Below are 17345 nucleotides of genomic sequence, written 5' to 3'. Positions count from 1 at the left end.
TCACCCCTGCGTGGCGAGTGCGGCCAGCAGTGCCACCGGTTCGATCAGTGCAGCCGAGCGTGCCGGGTCAAGTTGAATGTGCCCGCTGCAGAAGCCGAACGATTGGCCCGCGGCACGCTCGGGGACGCGTGCGGTCGCGTCGGGTGCCTCAATCTCCAGCACTTCATCCACGGCCAGCGCCAGGGGGGCGGTGCCGGCGTTGATCAACAGCATGGCCGGGCTGCCACCCTCGAATGCCGGTTGGCCGCTCATGCGGCGCAGGTCGACGACGGGTAACGGTTGCCCACGGACCTCCAGGGTCGCCCTGCCATGGAGGTCTGCAGGGCCGAATCTCTCCGGACCGCGAATTTCGACCGCCGCCTGGACGTCGATGGCGAACAGGACGGTGCCTGCACGCACGACGATGACCTCGAACAGGTCGGCAGGCGATGCGCGTGTTTCCGTTGCAGGGTGGGCGGGTACGGGCATGCGATGGGCGTGGCGAAGACGATGGGAAGGGGGATCTGGATGATGACGCCTGAACGCAGCGCGCGGCCGCGGCGGCGTGCGCGTGCAAGGCGACGGTTCAGTGTGTATCAGGTGTTTGCGGGTGGCGCGCCGACGCTGCCGACGCGTGGAAAATGCGGACGGAGCAGGCCGACGAGCTGGTCCATGCCCGGGATGGCGTGGCCGAACTCGTCCCAGCGCGCATTCACCAAGCCGGACACCACGATCTGCCCGGTCTCGATGTGGGTCATCGCCCAGTACGGAACGGCACGCGCGCTGATGGCCATGTCCAGTACCGGGGCGACGGCCGCGTGCGAACGGCTGTCCTGGATGCGGCGCCTGACCGCCGCCAGGCCATCGGGCGGGCCTTCGATGTACTGGAAAAACCGCTGCCCGTCGACGATCAGCGCACCGGTAACGTCCACCCGGCGATTGAACGCGGCAGATTGCAAGACGATCTGGCGGAGGGCGTGATTGGACAGCCCAGCCGACATGCGGCTGGAGTAAGCAAATGCATGGAGCATGGAAGGGGCTTCTTGTGACGCACGTCACTATACGCACGCAAGCTCGCACCGTCGTGAGGCTTTGCTCACGCCACGCCTGGGACCGCGCACTGGGTCAACAGCCCACCAGGCGGTCAGCACCGAGACCGCTGCGGTGCTGGTTGCGGTACTCGGCAGGACTGGCGTCGACCTGGCCGCGGAAGTGCCGGCGGAAGGATTCCTGCGAGCCGAAGCCGGCCTGCTCGGCGATCCACTGCAGCGGCCGGTCGGTGGTTTCCAGCAGCTCGCGCGCGAAGGCCACGCGTTCGCGGATCAGCCAGTCGATCGGCGACAGGCCGGTGGCTTCCAGGAACTGCCGCTGCAGGGTGCGCTGGCTGAGGGCCGCCTGCTCGGCGAGGCTGCCGAGCGAGTGCGGCTCGCGCAGGTTGCGGCGCATCCATTCCATCAGTTTCGCCAGCCGCGTGGGCTCGCCGTTGGGAATGGCGCGGCTGACGCGCTGGCTGCGCCCGGCGTCGCGCCACGGTGCCAGCACCAGCCGTTCGGCCACCAGGTTGGCCACGCGCGCGCCGTAATCCTTGCGCACCATGTGCAGCATCATGTCCATGCCGGTGGCCGAGCCGGCCGAAGTGATGATGCTGCCGGTATCCACGTACAGCGCATCCTCGCGCACATCGATGCGCGGGAAGTCGCGTGCGAGTGCTTCGGTGAGGCGCCAGTGCGTGGTGGCCTGGCGGCCATCGAGCAGCCCGGCCCAAGCCAGCACGAAGGCGCCGGAGCAGATCGAGGTGATGCGCGCGCCACGGGCATGCGCACGGACGAGTGCATCGAGCAGCGCCTGTGGCGGACGTTCGCTGGGCTCGCGCCAGCCGGGGATGACGATGATGTCGGCGTCATCGACCGTGCTGAGATCGTAGGGCAGCTGCACCTGCGCATTACCGAGCATGCGCAGCGCGCCGGGCTCGCCCGCGCACAGCTGGGTGCGGTACCAGGCCACGCCGAGTTCCGGCCGCACCGGCGCGAACAGGCCAACCGCGCAGCCGAACTCGAACAGCCCCTGGCCGTGGCAGGCGACGATGGCGACGAGCGGTGCGCTGGGATCGGCGGAGGGGCTGGGCATGGCTAGATGCTACGGGTGGCGGTGCGTGGCGCTGAGTGGCGCGCGGGCATGAGGTGATGCCTGTGGAGCATGTGCACGAGGGGCATTCGTCTGGCTTGGGGCGGCCGACGGGGGTAGGGTCGACTGTTGGTCGACTATCGCGCGCAGCGCCGGCTTCCAGGCGGTATCGCCAACAGCAGTCGACTAACAGTCGACTCTACCCCGTCGGTTGCCGACCGCCGCCGGTCGCCCACCACCCGCCGCACATCATCCAACGTCGATTGCCCATCGCCGTGCCATGCGCGTGCCCTGCAGGCCTGCCTAACGTCATTACCAGCAATCATGTGGCTGGCCGGATATGACGGTTGGGTGACGCGATCCCGCCTGTTGCCGCGGGTGAACAGGCCCTTGAATGGAAGCGTGTTTCCGGCCCACCCCCACGAGCCCCCATGCCTGCCGCCCACGCCCCTGTCCTGAGCACCCTTGCTGTCCTGATCGCTGCCGTTCTGGCCGCATCGCCTGGCCACGCGGCCGAAGCCGATGCCGATCCCGCTGCCACCGCCGCGACAGCCAACGTGGCTGCGTCCACGCTGGATGCGGTGGTGGTGACCGGTTCGCGTACCAGCACGCGCACCGTGAAGAACAGCTCCACGCCGATCGATGTGATCTCTGCCGAAGACCTGGCCGCCACCGGCCAGGCGAACCTGCTGGAAGCGCTGCAACGTGCGCTGCCGTCGCTGAGCCAGATCGGCGGCTACCAGAGCGACCAGGAGAGCCTGATCCGTGGCTACCAGCTGCGCAACCTGTCACCGGGCTACACGCTGGTGCTGGTGAACGGCAAGCGCCGCAATGCCAGCGCGTACGTGAGTGGGGCCAACGGCGGCGGCTTTCCGGGCCACGCCTGGGCCGACCTGGCGCTGATCCCGGTGTCGGCCATCGACCATGTGGAAGTGCTGCGCGATGGTGCGTCGGCCATCTATGGCTCGGACGCGATCACCGGCGTGGTCAACGTGATCCTGAAGTCGCAGGCGCATGGCGGTGACCTGTCGGTTGAGAGCGGGCAGAGCATCGATGGCGACGGTTCGCGTACCAGTGTGCGCGCCAACGTCGGCCTGCCATGGGGCCAGGACGGCTTCGTCAATCTGTCCGGTGAAACCACCCGCCAGCATCATGCGATCCGCAGCCGCCGCTACATCGACGGTTACCTGAGCTACCCGGCGGTGGATGCCAATGGCAATCGGGTGGCGTTGCGCCCGAACAACCGGTTGCCCGCGGGTGCGTCGCCGAACCCGGCCGAGGCCAGCCGCGATGCGGAGGCCAACATCATCCTCAGCTCGCCGTCGTACGCGTTGAAGGCCTTCGCAGTGAATGCGGGCCATGGCCTGGGCGAGCGCGCGCAGTTCTACGCCAACGCCACGGCCAGCGATCGCACCGCGCAGGCGATCCAGAACTTGCGCCTGCCGGCGACCATCTTCACCACCTACAAGGCGGCCGGGGTGCTGAGCGTGTTCCCCGACGGCTTCCTGCCCGTGCTGGAAACCAAGGAAAAGCAGTACACCGGCACTGCGGGCGTGAAAGGGCAGGTGGCAGGCTGGGACTACGACGCCAGCCTGACCGGCAACCGCAGCACGGTGCGCACCTATACCCGCAACTCGGTGAACTACTCGTTGCCGTACCCCGGATCGCCCACCGACTTCTATGACGGCAAGCTGGACTACCAGCAGGGCATCGCCAACCTGGACCTGCGCCGTGGCTTCGAGGTGGCCGCCTTTGCGTCACCGCTGGAAGTGAGCGCAGGCGCCGAGTACCAGCACGAACAATACGAACGCGGGGCCGGGCAGTGGGAGTCGTACACCGGCTTCGGTGCCGCCGCGTTCGTGGGCTACTCCACCGCCGATGCGGTGAAGGCGACGCGCAACAGCAAGGCGGTCTATGTGGGCGCGGCCAGCAACATCACCTCGCGCTGGTATCTGGATGCGGCTGCACGCTGGGAAGATCATTCCGACTTCGGCAGCGTGTCCACGGGCCGCCTGACCACGCGCTTCGACTTCACCGACGCGTTCGGTGTACGCGCGACGGTCAGCAATGGTTTCCATGCGCCCAGCCTCGGCGCGCAGTACTACCAGGCCACCGGCAGCTGCCCGTGCGGTACCACGCTGGTGGCGCAGGTGTCTTCGCCGGCAGCGATTGCGCTGGGTGCCACGCCGCTGAAGCCCGAGAAAGCCACCAACTACAGCCTGGGCGTGACCTGGGACCCGAGCCCTGCATTTCACCTGGCCGTGGATGCCTACCAGATCGACATCCGCGGCCAGCTCGGCCAGTCCAGCCAGATCGGTTACAACGCGCAGGACCCGGCGCGCATCACCGACAACAGCGGTACGGTGTTGAGTGCGGCGCAGAAGAACACCATCGATGCGCTGCTGGGTTCCGCCGGCATCAGCATCCTGCCGGGTGATGCGTTCTACGCCAGCTACTTCACCAATGTGGGCAATACCCGCACACGCGGTGTCGAGCTGACCCTGGAAGCCAACCAGGACACCGCGTGGGGCAAGCTGCGCTGGAGCTACGCGGCCAACGTCGGGCGTACCACCATCCAGAAGGTGAGCGACATTCCGGCGGCGCTGCAGGGGCTGCCGAACATCAACCTGCTGACCAAGAGCAGCGAATACGCGCTGCGCTTCCGCACGCCCAGCTACACCCAGGTGGCGGGCTTGGGCTGGCAGAACGGGCGCTGGCGCTCGAATGTCGACTTCACTTACTACGGACCGATCAAGCGCCTGAACAACGGCGTGGAGTACAAGCAGCCGCCGGTGCTGGTGACCAATCTCTCCGGCGCCGTGGAGCTGGGCGCAGGCTGGAGTGCGGCGCTGGGCATCAACAACGTGTTCGACAAGCGCACGCGCAAGGTGCCCGCGTATGCACGCAGTGCCACCGATGTGGCGAGCATCGAGACGACCTGGGATTCGGGCGACGTGCTGAGCCGAATCGGTGCGTTCTGGTACGGGCGGATCAACTACCGGTTCTGAGGCGGGACGCAGCCGGGCATGGCTCGGCTCTACATAACGCGAAAGGCGGCCGGACAGGGTCCGCCATCATCGAGGAGCAGTTCATGTCTTCTGCATTGAGGGTGGTTGCATTGGTGGGCTCACCGGCCAGTTCGGCGACATCGCGCACGCTGCTGCTGGTGCGGCATCTGCTGGCGTCGCTGCAGCAGCGGGTGCACGCCAGCGTGGAGCGGGTGGAGCTGGCGCCGATCGCCCGCTCGCTGGGGCAGTCGTTGTCGCGCGATGAAGCGGAGCCGGCGGTGGAGCAGGCGCTGCAGACCATCGAGGGCGCCGGCCTGCTGGTGGTGGCCGCGCCGGTGTACCGCGGATCGTACCCGGGACTGTTCAAGCACCTGGTCGACTTCATCGGGCTGGAGGCGCTGGTGGATACACCGGTGCTGCTGGCCGCGACCGGGGGCAGCGAGCGCCATGCGCTGGTGATCGACCACCAGTTGCGGCCGTTGTTCAGTTTCCTGCAGGCGCACACGCTGCCGATCGGGGTGTATGCCACGCCGGCTGACTTCGACGGCGAGCACGTCAGCAGCGCGGCCCTGCAGGCGCGTATCGCGCTGGCGACCGAGCGTGCCGCCGCGCATCTGGCCACGCAGGGACTGGCGCCGCCGACGCCGCTGCGGCGCATTGCCTGAGGCCATAACCGGCGGCGCTTTTCTTATGGCGAAGGCGCATCTGCATGGCCGGATCTGACCGCCGATTGTCGCCAGGCATCGCCGCCGCGACCGCTGGCATCTCTAGCATCGATATCGAAGCGGCATCGCATTGCCGGCCCAGATGAGGACCCCCCAGTGACGCTCGACGCAGCAAGCAAACCCATCCTGTTCCTGCTGGACCGCGAGTTCGAGGACGGTCAGATTCCCGGCCAGCGTTTCTTCTGCCGGCACAGCCTGCTGCTGGAAGGTGCGCTGTCGAGCATCGAGGGCCTCGACGCGCAGCTGGACGTACGTCGCATCGGCTTCGCACGGCCGCGTCGCGAGGTGATCGCGGAGATTGGCGAGCAGGACCAGTCGCTGCCGAAGCTGGTGCTGCCGCAGGGCGTGCACAGCGCGCTGGCCAGTGGCGCCCACGAGGATCGCCAGTACGTCTCCGGTGCCGAGCCGATCCTGGCGGCGCTGAACGGGTTGCTCGGCATTCCCGTGGCCCATCCCTGAGCGAGGACGCGTCAATGAGCTACCTGATCAGCGTATTGGACAAGAGCCCGGTGGCCGACGGGGCCTCGCCGGAGCAGGCACTGCGCAACAGCCTGTTGCTGGCGCAGCGCGCCGAGCAGCTGGGTTACCACCGCTACTGGTTTGCTGAACACCACGCCGCGCCGACCCTGGCCAGCCCTGCGCCGGAGGTGCTGGCCGCCTGGGTGCTGGCGCAGACCTGGCGCATCCGCATCGGCAGCGGCGGGGTCATGCTGCGCCACTACGCGCCTTACAAGGTGGCCGAGAACTTCAACCTGCTGGCAGCGTTGGCGCCGGGGCGCGTGGACCTGGGCGTGGGCAAGGCGCCCGGCGGCCTGCCGGCATCGACCGCCGCGCTGGCGGCAGGGCGCCCGGCGTTTGCCGACTTCGACCAGCAACTGCGCGATCTGGAAGGCTATCTTTCCGGTGCCGAAAGCGAGGTGCTGGCGCGGCCGGTTCCACAACAGGCACCGGAGCGGTTCCTGCTGGGTGCCAGTCCGCAGAGCGCGCGGCAGGCGGCCGCGCTGGGCTGGCGCTTCGTGTACGCCGCGCACTTCGATGGTGACCCGAAGCACATCGAGGCCGCGTTCGATGCCTATCGCAGTGCCGCTACGCAGCCCCCGCTGCTGGCCACGGTGGCCTTTGCTGCCCCGACGGCCGAAGCCGCTGCACGTCACATCGGCGCACTGCGCGTCTACAAGCTGCACCTTGGCCCGGGGCAGACGGTGAACCTGCCCAGCCCCGAGGCGGCTGCCGAGTACGCGCGCCAGGTAGGCGTGGCGGACTTCCGCATCGAGGAAACACGGCCCAGCGTGCTGTCCGGCGATGCGCAACAGGTACGCGGCGAACTGGATGCGCTGCACCGACGCTTCGGCGTGGGCGAGTTCATCCTCGATGCGCCGGTGGCCGACCTCGATGCACGCCTGACATCCCTCGAACTGCTGTCGCCTGCGCCTCGCGCGGCGGTGGCCTGACCCGCAGGAGCGATTCCCATGAGCACGACCCCGCGCCACATTCCGTTCGGCATCATGCTGCAGGGCCCCGGCAGCCACATGCATGCCTGGAAGCACCCGTCCAATCCGGCCGACGCCAGCGTCAACCTGCAGTTCTACATCGACATTGCGCGCACCGCCGAAGACAACGGCATCGCCTTCGGCTTCGTGGCCGACGGCCTGTACATCAACGAAAAGTCGATCCCGCACTTCCTCAACCGGTTCGAGCCGATCTCGCTGCTGTCGGCGTTGGCCACGGCGACGAAGAAGATCGGCCTGGCCGGTACGCTGTCGACGTCCTACAGCGATCCGTTCACCGTCGCCCGTCAATTCGCCTCACTGGACCTGCTCAGCGGCGGCCGCGCCGGCTGGAACGTGGTGACCTCTCCACTGGAAGGTTCCGGCCGCAACTACGGCCGCCCCCATCCGGAGCATGCGCTGCGCTACCAGATCGCCGATGAATACCTGGAGGTGGTGCAGGGACTGTGGGATTCGTGGGATGACGACGCGTTCGTGCGCGAGCGCGACAGCGGCACGTTCTTCGCACCGGAGAAATTCCGCCGGCTCGACCACAAGGGCCGCTTCTTCCAGGTGGAAGGCCCGCTCAACATCCAGCGATCGCCGCAGGGCCAACCCGTGATCTTCCAGGCCGGTTCGTCCGATGACGGCATCGCGCTGGCCGGCAAGTACGCCGATGCGGTGTTCACCCATTCGCCGTCGCTGGAAGAAACCCGCGCGTTCACCCAGAAGGTGAAGAACTCGGCGATCGCGCATGGCCGCAGCGGCAACGACGTGAAGATCTTTCCGGGTATCGGCCCCATCGTCGGCCGCACGGCCGAGGAGGCCGAGGCCAAGTACCAGGCAATTGCCGCACTGGCAACGCTGGAGGATGCGCTGGCCTATCTGGGCCGGTTCTTCGACCACCATGATTTCAGCCAGTACGACCCTGACGCACCGTTCCCCGAACTGGGCGATATCGGCAGCAACTCGTTCCGCTCCACCACTGATCGCATCAAGCAGGATGCGCGCGAGAAGGGGCTGAGCCTGCGCCAGGTGGCATTGGAAGCAGTGAGCCCGCGACCCAACTTCATCGGTACACCGGAGCACGTGGCCGATGAGTTGATCCGCTGGTTCGATGCCGGTGCCAGCGATGGCTTCATCCTGGGCTTTGCCGCGCAGCGCGAGGGCCTGGACGATTTCGTGACCCAGGTATTGCCGATCCTGCAGGCGCGCGGCTACCACCAGCGCGAGCTGGAAGGGCAGACCCTGCGCGAGCATCTGGGCCTGCCGTACAAGGCCAGCCGGTATGCGACCGACGCCGAACCGGCGCGGAAGGTGGGGTAGGGCAATGAGCGGAGAAACTGCGGTAGCACCGGGCCAGGCCCGGCGGAGTTCCCCAGCGATTGGCGTGTTGCCGGAGATCGCGGCACGCGCCGAGGCTGCCATCACGATCCGCCATGACCTGCACCGGCACCCGGAGCTGGCCTTCGAAGAGCATCGCACCAGCGCCCGCGTGGCCGAACTTCTGCAGCAATGGGGTTATGACGTGACCACCGGCCTCGGTGGCACCGGCGTGGTCGGCACGCTGCAACGCGGGCAGGGCAGTCGTCGACTGGGGCTGCGTGCGGACATCGATGCCTTGCCGATCCACGAAGACTCCGGGCTGGCTTACGCCAGCCAGACCGACGGGCTGATGCATGCCTGCGGTCACGATGGTCACACCGCCATCCTGCTGTCCGCCGCGCATTACCTGGCCCATCACGGCAATATCGACGGCACCTTGCAGCTGGTGTTCCAGCCTGCGGAAGAAACCGGTTCGGGTGCATCGAGGATGATCGCCGACGGCCTGTTCGAGCGCTTCCCGGTGGATGCGATCTATGGGCTGCACAACTGGCCTGGCGTACCGGTCGGCCACTTCGGTTTCGTCGACGGCCCAGCGATGGCGTCGGTTGACTGGGCGCGGCTGAAAGTGATCGGCAAGGGCGGCCATGGGGCCGAGCCGCAGGGCAGCGTGGACCCGATCCTGGTTGCCGCGCACATCATCACGGCATTGCAGAGTGTGGTGTCGCGCAATGTCGACCCGCGGCAGATGGGAGTGGTGACCGTCGGTTCGATCCACGGTGGGCAGGCCGCCAATGTGATTCCGGACGTGGTCGAGCTGAAGCTGACCGTGCGCGCCTACCTGCCCGAGGTGCGCGACACGCTGCGACGCCGGGTCACGGAACTTGCCGAGCACACCGCCGCTGCGTTCGGCGCGCGCGCCGAGATTGAATTCCCGCGCGGCTTCCCCAGCGTGATCAACCACCCGCAGCAGACCGCCTACGTCCGCAAGGTGGCGGTGCAGGGCTTCGGCGCCGGCAAGGTGGTGCCCGACTTCGCGCCGCGCACCGCCAGCGAGGATTTCGCGTTCCTGCTGCAGGCGCGGCCGGGCAGTTTCGTGTTCGTCGGCAATGGTGACAGTGCACCGCTGCACAGCCCGCGCTATGTGTTCAACGACGCGGCCATTGCCCCCGCCGCCAGCCTGTGGGCGCGGCTGGCCGAAGACTACCTGGTGAAGGACGCGACATGAGCCACGACGAACGCTTCCTCTATACCTCGGTCGATGACCCGCTGGCGCGGCCGCTGTTCGATGGCCTGGAGCAGGAATACGACAGTCGCTACGCCGATGTGCGCCGACGCATCGGCGGCAGCGCCCGCGAGGAACTGCAGCGCTACCCGGCGCAGGCATTTGCCGCGCCGGTAGGGGCCTTCGTACTGTTGCTGCGCGACGGTGTGGCGATCTCCGGCGGTGCCTTCATGCCGCACCGCGATCCGGACACCGCCGAGTTCAAGCGTATCTGGACGCTGCCCGGGCTGCGCCGGCAGGGCATCGCCCGGCGCGTGCTGCAGGAACTGGAAGAGCAGGCGGCGCGCCAGGGCTATCGGCGCGTGTTCCTGACCACCGGCTTCCGCCAGCCCGAGGCGGTCGGCCTTTACCTCAGCCACGGCTACACCGCGCTGTTCGACCTGGACGCGGACCCGGAATCCATCGCGCACCTGCCGTTCGAGAAACACCTGCGGGCGCCCGCGCCTGTCGTTGCGCCTGTGCAGGCGGTACTGCACGGGGTCCATGCATGAGCACGCCCTCGACGGCGCTGGATGGGATCGGCACACGGCCGGCACCCGCACCGGCCTTGAAGATCGTGCCGGCCCGGCACCCGCTGCAGGTGGTCGGCACGGTATTGGCGCTGGCGCTGATCCTGATCGGGCTGCAATCGGTGCTGGGCAATCCGCGCTGGGGCTGGGGCACCTTCGCCGAGTGGTTCTTCGCACGCCCGGTGCTGGAAGGCCTGGGCCGGACGCTGCTGCTGACCGCACTCGGTACCGGCCTCGGTTTTGCGCTGGGCACCCTGCTTGCGCTGGCACGGGTGTCCGGCTCACCCCTGTTGTCAGCGGTGTCGTGGGGGTATGTGTGGTTGTTCCGCTCGATCCCGCTGCTGGTGTTGCTGCTGCTGCTGAACAACCTGGGCTACCTGTACAGCACCATCGAGCTGGGCGTTCCGTTCACCGGCATCAGCCTGTTCTCTTACCCCACCACGCAGCTGATCGGCGTGTTCACCGCCGCGGTACTGGGGCTGACCCTGAACCAGGCCGCGTTCTCGGCCGAAGTGATCCGCGGTGGCATCCTCTCGGTCGATCATGGCCAGTATGAGGCGGCCGCCGCGCTCGGGCTGCCGCGTGCGCGCCAGGTGCGGCGCATCATCCTGCCGCAGGCGATGCGTTCGATCCTGCCGGCCGCGTTCAACGATGTGATCGGCCTGGCCAAGAGCACCTCGGTGGTTTACGTGCTGGCGCTGCCGGAGCTGTTCTACACCGTCCAGGTGATCTACCGGCGCAACCTGGAAGTAGTGCCGCTGCTGATGGTGGCCACGGTCTGGTACCTGGTGATCCTGACCGCGCTGTCGCTGCTGCAGCGCCGCGTGGAGCAGCGCTTCGCACGCGGCCAGCTGCAACGCGAACGTTCGGTGTCGCGGGTGTCATCGCCGCAGCGCCGGTCCGGTGATGCTGCGCCCCGCGTGATCAACCGCCCGCGCATCGCCACCCAGGTGGAAGCGGGTGACGGGGCGGCGGTGTCGCTGCACGGCGTGGGCAAGGTGTTTGGCGATCAGCCGGTGCTGGAAGACGTGCACCTGGACCTGCGTGCCGGCAGCGTGACCGTGCTGATCGGCCCGTCCGGCGCCGGCAAGTCCACGTCGCTGCGGCTGATCAACCACCTGGAACGCGCCGACAGCGGCTACGTGACCGTCGGTGGCCAGCTGATCGGCTACCGTCGCGATGGCGACACCCTGTACGAGCTGCCCGAACGCGAGATCCGCCGCCGGCGCGCCGAAGTGGGCATGGTGTTCCAGGGCTTCAACCTGTTCCCGCACCTGACCGCGCTGGAGAACATCATCGAAGCGCCGATCGCAGTACGCGATGTGCCGCGCGCGCAGGCCGAGCAGCAGGCGCGCACGCTGCTGGAACGGGTCGGCCTGGCCGACAAGGCCGATGCCTTCCCGCGCCAGCTGTCCGGTGGCCAGCAGCAGCGCATCGCGATCGCCCGCGCGCTGGCGTTGCAGCCAAAGGTGCTGCTGTTCGATGAGCCGACCTCGGCGCTGGATCCGGAGCTGGTGGCCGAAGTGCTCAGCGTGATCGAAGAGCTGGCCCGTTCCGGCACCACGCTGGTGATCGTCACCCATGAACTGGGCTTCGCCCGCCGCGTGGCCGACCACGTGGTGATGATGGACCAGGGACGGGTGATCGAGCAGGGCACGCCCGAGGCCCTGTTCGAGCGCCCGCGCCAGCAACGCACCGCCGATTTCCTGGCCAAGACTCTGTAACCCCGGAAGGAACACCATGAGCCCTGCAGCATCGCGTCGCCCCTCGCGCAGCACCCTGTTGATCGTGGGGGTGCTGGTCATCGGCATCGCCGGCATCGTCTACTCGCGCGTGCGCCAGGCCCCGGAGGCTGCCGCTGTGGCCGCGACCAGCCTGGCCGGTACCAACACCGCCGTGCTGAAGGGCACGCTCGACCCGAAGGCGCAGGCCTTGATTCCTGCGGGCTACCGCTTCGTCACGCCAGGCGCATTCACCGTGGCGACCCACCCGGGGCAGCTACCGCTGGCCGACTACGGCGCCGACAGCAAGGACGTGGTCGGCATCGAACCGGACATCGCGCGGCTGATCGCGGATGCGTTGGGCCTGAAGCTGGTGATCGTGCCGGTGGCCTGGGCCGACTGGCCACTGGGGCTGGAGTCGGGCAAGTACGATGCGGTGCTGTCGAACGTGACGGTTACCGAGGAACGCAAGAAGAAGTTCGATTTCTCCAGCTATCGTTACGACCTGCTGGGCATCTACACCCGCAGCGACGGGCCCATCCAGAAAATCGAAAAGCCCGCCGATGTGGCCGGGCTGAAGGTGGTGGTCGGTGCCAGCACCAACCAGGACCAGATCCTGCGCCAGTGGGACCAGCAGAACATCGCGGCGGGATTGAAGCCCGTGGAATACCAGTACTTCGATGACGCGGTGGTCGGGCGGCTGGCGGTGATCACCGGCCGCGCCGATGTCTCGTTCGAGCCCAATGCTACCGGCGCCTATTCGGCGCGCGACGGCAAGGTGCGGCGCGTGGGCCTGTTCCCTGGTGGCTGGCCGAATGCCGCAGCGATCTCGGTGACCACGCGCAAGGGCAGCGGCCTGGCCGACGCGGTGACGCAGGCGCTGAACACCCAGATCGGCAGCGGCACCTACGCGCAGGCGCTGGCACGCTGGAATGTGGCCGATGAAGCCGTGCCACAGTCGCAGACCAATCCGCCGGGGTTGCCGACGCTGCAATGACACCGGGCGTGGCCCGGGCGATCCCCGCTTCGTAGAGCCAAGCCATGCTCGGCTGCTTCACCAACGCGCCTCCAGCGTTTTGAACGGCTTCGCCAGGCGCACGCCCTCGGCATCGAAATCGGAAACGCTGCGCCCATCCACACGCACCGTCTTCGGCATCGTCCGCTGCGGCCACCACACCTTCACCGCCGTCCTGCTGCGCAAGCCCTTGCCCAGCGCCACCGTCAACACGCCGTCGCGCTGCCGCGCCTGCATCTGCAAGGTGCCATACGCCGTCGGCAGGCGTTCCACTGCCAATCCATCGCCCGCCACCCACGCGGGGGGCGTGCCCGGCAGCAGCGACAGTGCGTCATCGTCCTCGCGCATCAGCATGCCGAACAGCGTGCGGCCGTACTCGGCGCCGATCCAGGTATGCGGCATGTCGCCCAGGTAGCGCGGGAAGCGCAGGCGTGAATGCACGACCTCGGCCAGCACCTGCCACTCGAGCGGGCGCCGGTCATGCAGCAGCCCCTGCAGCAGCTCATCGGCCGCCTGCGGCTGGCCCAGATGCACATAGCTCAGCACGTTGCGGATCTCGTACGGGGTATAGGCGTACAGCGCACCGGGCTGGCTGCGCTTGCGCACGTCATCCAGATAACGTGCGAAGGTGGTCCGCAGTGCCTCGGCCGGCAGTACGCTCTGCGCGCCGGTCGGGTCCAATGCAATCGAGACGCCGGTGGGGTCACCATCGCCAAGATCGGCCGACGACGGAATGAAGTCGATGCCCTTCCACGCCATCGTTGCCCGGATCGAGGCATGCAGTGCGTCGTACAGCAGCTTGTATTGCTCGCGCGCCCAGGCAGCGGTCTGGTGGTCGCCCAGGGCCTCGGCCAGCCACGCGCCGTCGTGCCAGCCCTTCAGGCCCCAATAGTCATCCCAATAGCTGTGGGTGGGTGATGGATAGCCCTCATGGCTGATCGACGGCGCAAGGATGCCCGCAAACCGTTCCGGCGAAGGCTGGTCAGCCTTGTAACCGGGCACCAGCGTGCGCTCGCGCAGTTCCTGCAGGAAGCGCAGCGCGGCTTTCACCTTGGGCAGGTAGGCGCGCACCGTTTCTGGTCCACCATCCAGGCGTGCAACGTCGGCCACCAGTGCGACGTACTGGCCCTGGCTGTCGTACTCGATGTCCGAGCCGAAGCCGGTGTTGACGCTGCCATCGTCGTTGAGGATCGGTGAGACCAGGCCGTTGGCATGCACGCCGTGTTCGCTGTACCAGGCCAGGTAATCGCGCGCGACACGTGCTTCACCCATGCGCAGCAGCACCGCCGAGGTGGCCATGCCGTCGCGGATGAAGGAGCGGTTGTAGTTGCGCGGCCCCGGCTGCATGGCCGGGCCGGTCTGGTTGATCAGCATGTAGGCGGCCTGCGCGCGCAGCATGTCGACCAGCGAGGGATCGGGCAGGCGCAGGCCGACCTGGCCCAGCCGTGCCTGCCAGTCGGCGGAGGCCTGCGTGGCCAGCACGTCGAACGCGGCATTGGCATCGTCGGGCAGCGCAGCCAGATCAAGCGCGGGTGCTTCGGGCAGCATGCCGTTGGCATCGGCGGCGGCAGTGCCCAGCGGGAACGCGACCACGATGGCGTCGCTGCTGCCCGGTGCCAGCGACACCCGGTAGTTCAACGCAGCCGAGGCAAGGCCCTGGTCATCACGCGCCTGCTGCGTGGAAGGCAGTTGGCCGGCAGCGATGTTCGCGGTGATTTCCGTTGCGCCGTCGTCGCCGAACGGCGCCGCGCCGGATGCGGTCACTGGCGTAAGCGACTGCAGCAGCGTGCGCCCGTTGATGCGCACGGCCTGCCCATCGACGGCGGCCTCGCGGATCGGCGACAGCCCGCCGTTCTGCCACGGCGGGTTCATCTGCATCGGGCGCACGACCAGGCTAAGCGTTCCATCGATCCGGCTGCTGCCGGTGTTGTGCAGGCGATGGCGCACGAAGGTGACCGGTTGCCCGTCGCGCTGGAGGGCGAAGGCCTCGCTGCGCAGCTCCAGCCCGGGTTGCGGCGACCAGGTGGCCGAAGGCATCGGCTTCCAGCCATCGCGCAGGGCGTGGTGCACGGGGCGTTCGGCGGCGCCCGCCGCGCGGCCATCGGCACCGCGCCAGATGGGCTGCACCAGCGGTGCGCCCTTGTAGGCTTCGATGTTGCCGTACTCGTCAAAGATCGATTTCTGTCGCCCGGCGTGCACGCCGACGGCGGTCCAGTAGGTCTGCTGCATCTGCAGTGACGCCGGGAACAGCCCGCGCTGCGCGCCGCTGGCGGCGATCTGGTACTGCTTCATGGGCGTCATCACCGCCTTCGGGCCCAGCAGGCGCAACCGCGCGGCCCGGGGTGCAGCGCCGTCCACGCTCAGCCGGAACGCACGCACCGGTTGCGCCACAGTGGCGGCCAGCCAGCTTTGCCGATGGTTGGCGGCCTGCGCATCCTGTGCCCAGTCGTGCCAGCGACCGTTGCTGTCCTGCGCCTGCAATCGGGCAGCGCCACGCGCACCATCGGCCCACTCGACCAGCAGGCCGGCAGTGGGCTGGGCGCGGGGCAAGGTGATCTCGAGCGCATGGGCGCCTGCCTTCCCGACGGGAATCGCGACGGCAGCGCCGCCCTGCCACAGCGCGGCTGCCTGCGTTGCATCCACACCGCTGACGCGTGCGCTGAGCGTGCTGTCCAGTGGCTCCATCTCGAAGAGGGACACGCCCCAGTCGGAGGTCCGCTGCGGGCTGGCCAGCCGCACGTAGCGCGCCTGGCGCGGCGCGAAGTACAGCGTTTCCACGTCGCCCAGTGAATCGGCCATCGTGTATGCGGTCTGCCACTGCGTGCCGTCCAGGGAGGTCTGCAGCGAATAGCCTTCCGGATTGGAGACATCCCAGGTGAGGCGCACGCCGGCCAGCAGCGTGGGCGTGCCCAGGTCGATCTGGAACCAGTGGCCGGGGCTGAAGGCGCCGCCGGTCACGGTCTTCGGGTCGCCGTCGATCAGGTGGCCGATCGCCATTGCCGGCACCTGCTGCGAGGAACTGCTGGCCTGCCATTGGCTGCGCGGCGGGAGCGTCTGGGCCTGTGCGGAGGACGCCAGGGCGACGAGCAGCAGGGCGGCAGGGCGCAATGGGAAAAGCAGGGTGGAGACCTTGGAGCGTTCGGCGCGCAACGTCATTACGGACTGCCTCGCAGGTTCGGCCGGGATCGGGCGAGCGCTACGCTAGCAAGGGATGTAATCGGTTACATGACGCACTGCAGCGGCGCTGGACGCTGGCGCTGCCATCACGGGAGGGCTGACCGATGTGGCTCTGGACGTGTAGCGCGGATTGGCTGGGGTCACATCGAGCGTCTTTTAAGAGAGTTGTCATTTGACAACCCGTGTGAGCCGTGTGGAGACTATGGAGAAGAAGGAATGTCTCGAGCGCGTCATCCAGACAAGGACATCGAAGCGGCGTTGCAGTTCGCGGAGGATCGTGGATGGAGGCTCCGTATGGCGGGCGGCCATGCGTGGGGCCGGATGTATTGCCCTTACAACGACACCGATTGCCGATGCGGGGAGTTCTGCATCGTGAGCATCTGGAGCACGCCGCGAAGCGGCAGCCGTCATGCAAGTGCCTTGCGGCGTGTGGTCGAGAACTGCAGTCGTGAGCAATGAGATCAGGCTTCGTCAGAAGCGAAGGGGTCAATCATGGAATTCAACTTCACCCTGAAGTACCGCTTGCCGGACACAGGCAATGAAATCGGCGTCCTCGAGCAGCGCCTGGCCGAAGGCGGCTGTGACGACGCGCTTGTGGGCCTTGGGTTGCCGGGACGGCTGGCCCTGGCGTTCTGCCGGGAAGCAGACAGCGCAGGGGTTGCCCTGCGTTCGGCGCTCGACGATGTGCAGCGGGCTGTGCCCGGTGCCGAACTGGTTGAAGTGAGCCCCGATCTGGTGGGGCTCACTGACGTCGCAGACCTGCTCGGAATGTCGCGCCAGAACATGCGGAAGCTCATGCTGGCCAACCTGCAGTCGTTTCCGTCCCCCGTGCATGACGGCTCGACCTCGATCTGGCATCTCGTCGACATACTCGGTTGGCTGCGAGCGCGCGGCAGCGGGAAAGTCACGACGGAAATGACCGAGCTCGCCGCCGCTGCGCTGCAGATCAATCTGGCCCGGGAAGGGCGCAGGCTTCACCCGAAGACGTAGCG

General features: G+C 67.7%; 14 protein-coding genes. 10 read left to right on the top strand and 4 right to left on the bottom strand.

Features of this window, described 5'->3' with window-relative positions:
- The 3 genes from BLS66_RS12875 to ftrA form a co-directional block, all read right to left on the bottom strand.
- Positions 1 to 468 (bottom strand): chemotaxis protein CheW, encoded by a 468-nt coding sequence (locus tag BLS66_RS12875; protein WP_049471240.1) that lies wholly within the window; start codon positions 466 to 468, stop codon positions 1 to 3.
- A 107-nt stretch (positions 469 to 575) separates the two neighbouring features.
- Positions 576 to 1010, bottom strand: coding sequence for a BLUF domain-containing protein (locus BLS66_RS12870; protein ID WP_074726017.1), 435 nt, complete (start codon positions 1008 to 1010; stop codon positions 576 to 578).
- 94 nt (positions 1011 to 1104) lie between these two features.
- Positions 1105 to 2106 carry a transcriptional regulator FtrA gene (gene ftrA / locus BLS66_RS12865; RefSeq protein ID WP_074726016.1) on the bottom strand — a complete coding sequence of 334 codons (1002 nt, stop codon included), beginning with the start codon at positions 2104 to 2106 and terminating at the stop codon, positions 1105 to 1107.
- Between the two features lie 428 nt (positions 2107 to 2534).
- On the opposite strand from ftrA, the gene BLS66_RS12860 reads away from it, so the two are divergent.
- The 9 genes from BLS66_RS12860 to BLS66_RS12820 all read left to right on the top strand — a co-directional run bounded on the left by BLS66_RS12860 (position 2535) and on the right by BLS66_RS12820 (position 13158).
- Positions 2535 to 5111, top strand: a complete 2577-nt coding sequence (locus BLS66_RS12860) for a TonB-dependent receptor plug domain-containing protein (RefSeq protein WP_074726015.1) — start codon at positions 2535 to 2537, stop codon at positions 5109 to 5111.
- 83 nt (positions 5112 to 5194) lie between these two features.
- On the top strand, positions 5195 to 5776 hold the full coding sequence (gene msuE, locus BLS66_RS12855; RefSeq protein ID WP_049471246.1) for an FMN reductase: 582 nt from the start codon (positions 5195 to 5197) through the stop codon (positions 5774 to 5776).
- Positions 5777 to 5932: 156 nt separating this feature from the next.
- A complete protein-coding gene (locus tag BLS66_RS12850) occupies positions 5933 to 6295 on the top strand; it encodes a DUF3088 family protein (protein WP_053462765.1) in 363 nt (120 codons plus the stop codon).
- Positions 6296 to 6309: 14 nt separating this feature from the next.
- Positions 6310 to 7287 carry an MsnO8 family LLM class oxidoreductase gene (locus tag BLS66_RS12845; RefSeq protein ID WP_074726014.1) on the top strand — a complete coding sequence of 326 codons (978 nt, stop codon included), beginning with the start codon at positions 6310 to 6312 and terminating at the stop codon, positions 7285 to 7287.
- Positions 7288 to 7305: 18 nt separating this feature from the next.
- Positions 7306 to 8649 (top strand): LLM class flavin-dependent oxidoreductase, encoded by a 1344-nt coding sequence (locus tag BLS66_RS12840; RefSeq protein WP_074726013.1) that lies wholly within the window; start codon positions 7306 to 7308, stop codon positions 8647 to 8649.
- A 4-nt stretch (positions 8650 to 8653) separates the two neighbouring features.
- On the top strand, positions 8654 to 9874 hold the full coding sequence (locus tag BLS66_RS12835) for a M20 aminoacylase family protein (RefSeq protein WP_083348163.1): 1221 nt from the start codon (positions 8654 to 8656) through the stop codon (positions 9872 to 9874).
- A complete protein-coding gene (locus BLS66_RS12830; protein ID WP_064238307.1) occupies positions 9871 to 10422 on the top strand; it encodes a GNAT family N-acetyltransferase in 552 nt (183 codons plus the stop codon). Before BLS66_RS12835 ends, BLS66_RS12830 begins: the two co-directional genes overlap by 4 nt.
- Positions 10419 to 12164, top strand: a complete 1746-nt coding sequence (locus tag BLS66_RS20995; RefSeq protein ID WP_074726011.1) for an amino acid ABC transporter permease/ATP-binding protein — start codon at positions 10419 to 10421, stop codon at positions 12162 to 12164. The genes BLS66_RS12830 and BLS66_RS20995 overlap by 4 nt, the downstream gene beginning before the upstream one ends.
- Before the next feature lie 16 nt (positions 12165 to 12180).
- Positions 12181 to 13158, top strand: coding sequence for an ABC transporter substrate-binding protein (locus BLS66_RS12820; protein WP_074726010.1), 978 nt, complete (start codon positions 12181 to 12183; stop codon positions 13156 to 13158).
- A gap of 57 nt (positions 13159 to 13215) precedes the next feature.
- Here BLS66_RS12820 and BLS66_RS12815 read toward each other — a convergent pair whose 3' ends face one another.
- Positions 13216 to 16332 (bottom strand): discoidin domain-containing protein, encoded by a 3117-nt coding sequence (locus tag BLS66_RS12815; RefSeq protein WP_074726009.1) that lies wholly within the window; start codon positions 16330 to 16332, stop codon positions 13216 to 13218.
- A 513-nt stretch (positions 16333 to 16845) separates the two neighbouring features.
- On the opposite strand from BLS66_RS12815, the gene BLS66_RS12805 reads away from it, so the two are divergent.
- Complete coding sequence (locus tag BLS66_RS12805; protein ID WP_049471261.1) at positions 16846 to 17343, top strand: helix-turn-helix transcriptional regulator; 498 nt, start codon at positions 16846 to 16848, stop codon at positions 17341 to 17343.
- Positions 17344 to 17345 lie beyond the last annotated feature (2 nt).

The sequence above is a fragment of the Stenotrophomonas pavanii genome, assembly GCF_900101175.1.
GTDB classification, from domain to species: Bacteria; Pseudomonadota; Gammaproteobacteria; order Xanthomonadales; family Xanthomonadaceae; genus Stenotrophomonas; species Stenotrophomonas pavanii.
The sequence above is the reverse complement of the archived record's forward strand: the minus strand, read 5'-3'. Positions and strand labels throughout refer to the sequence as shown.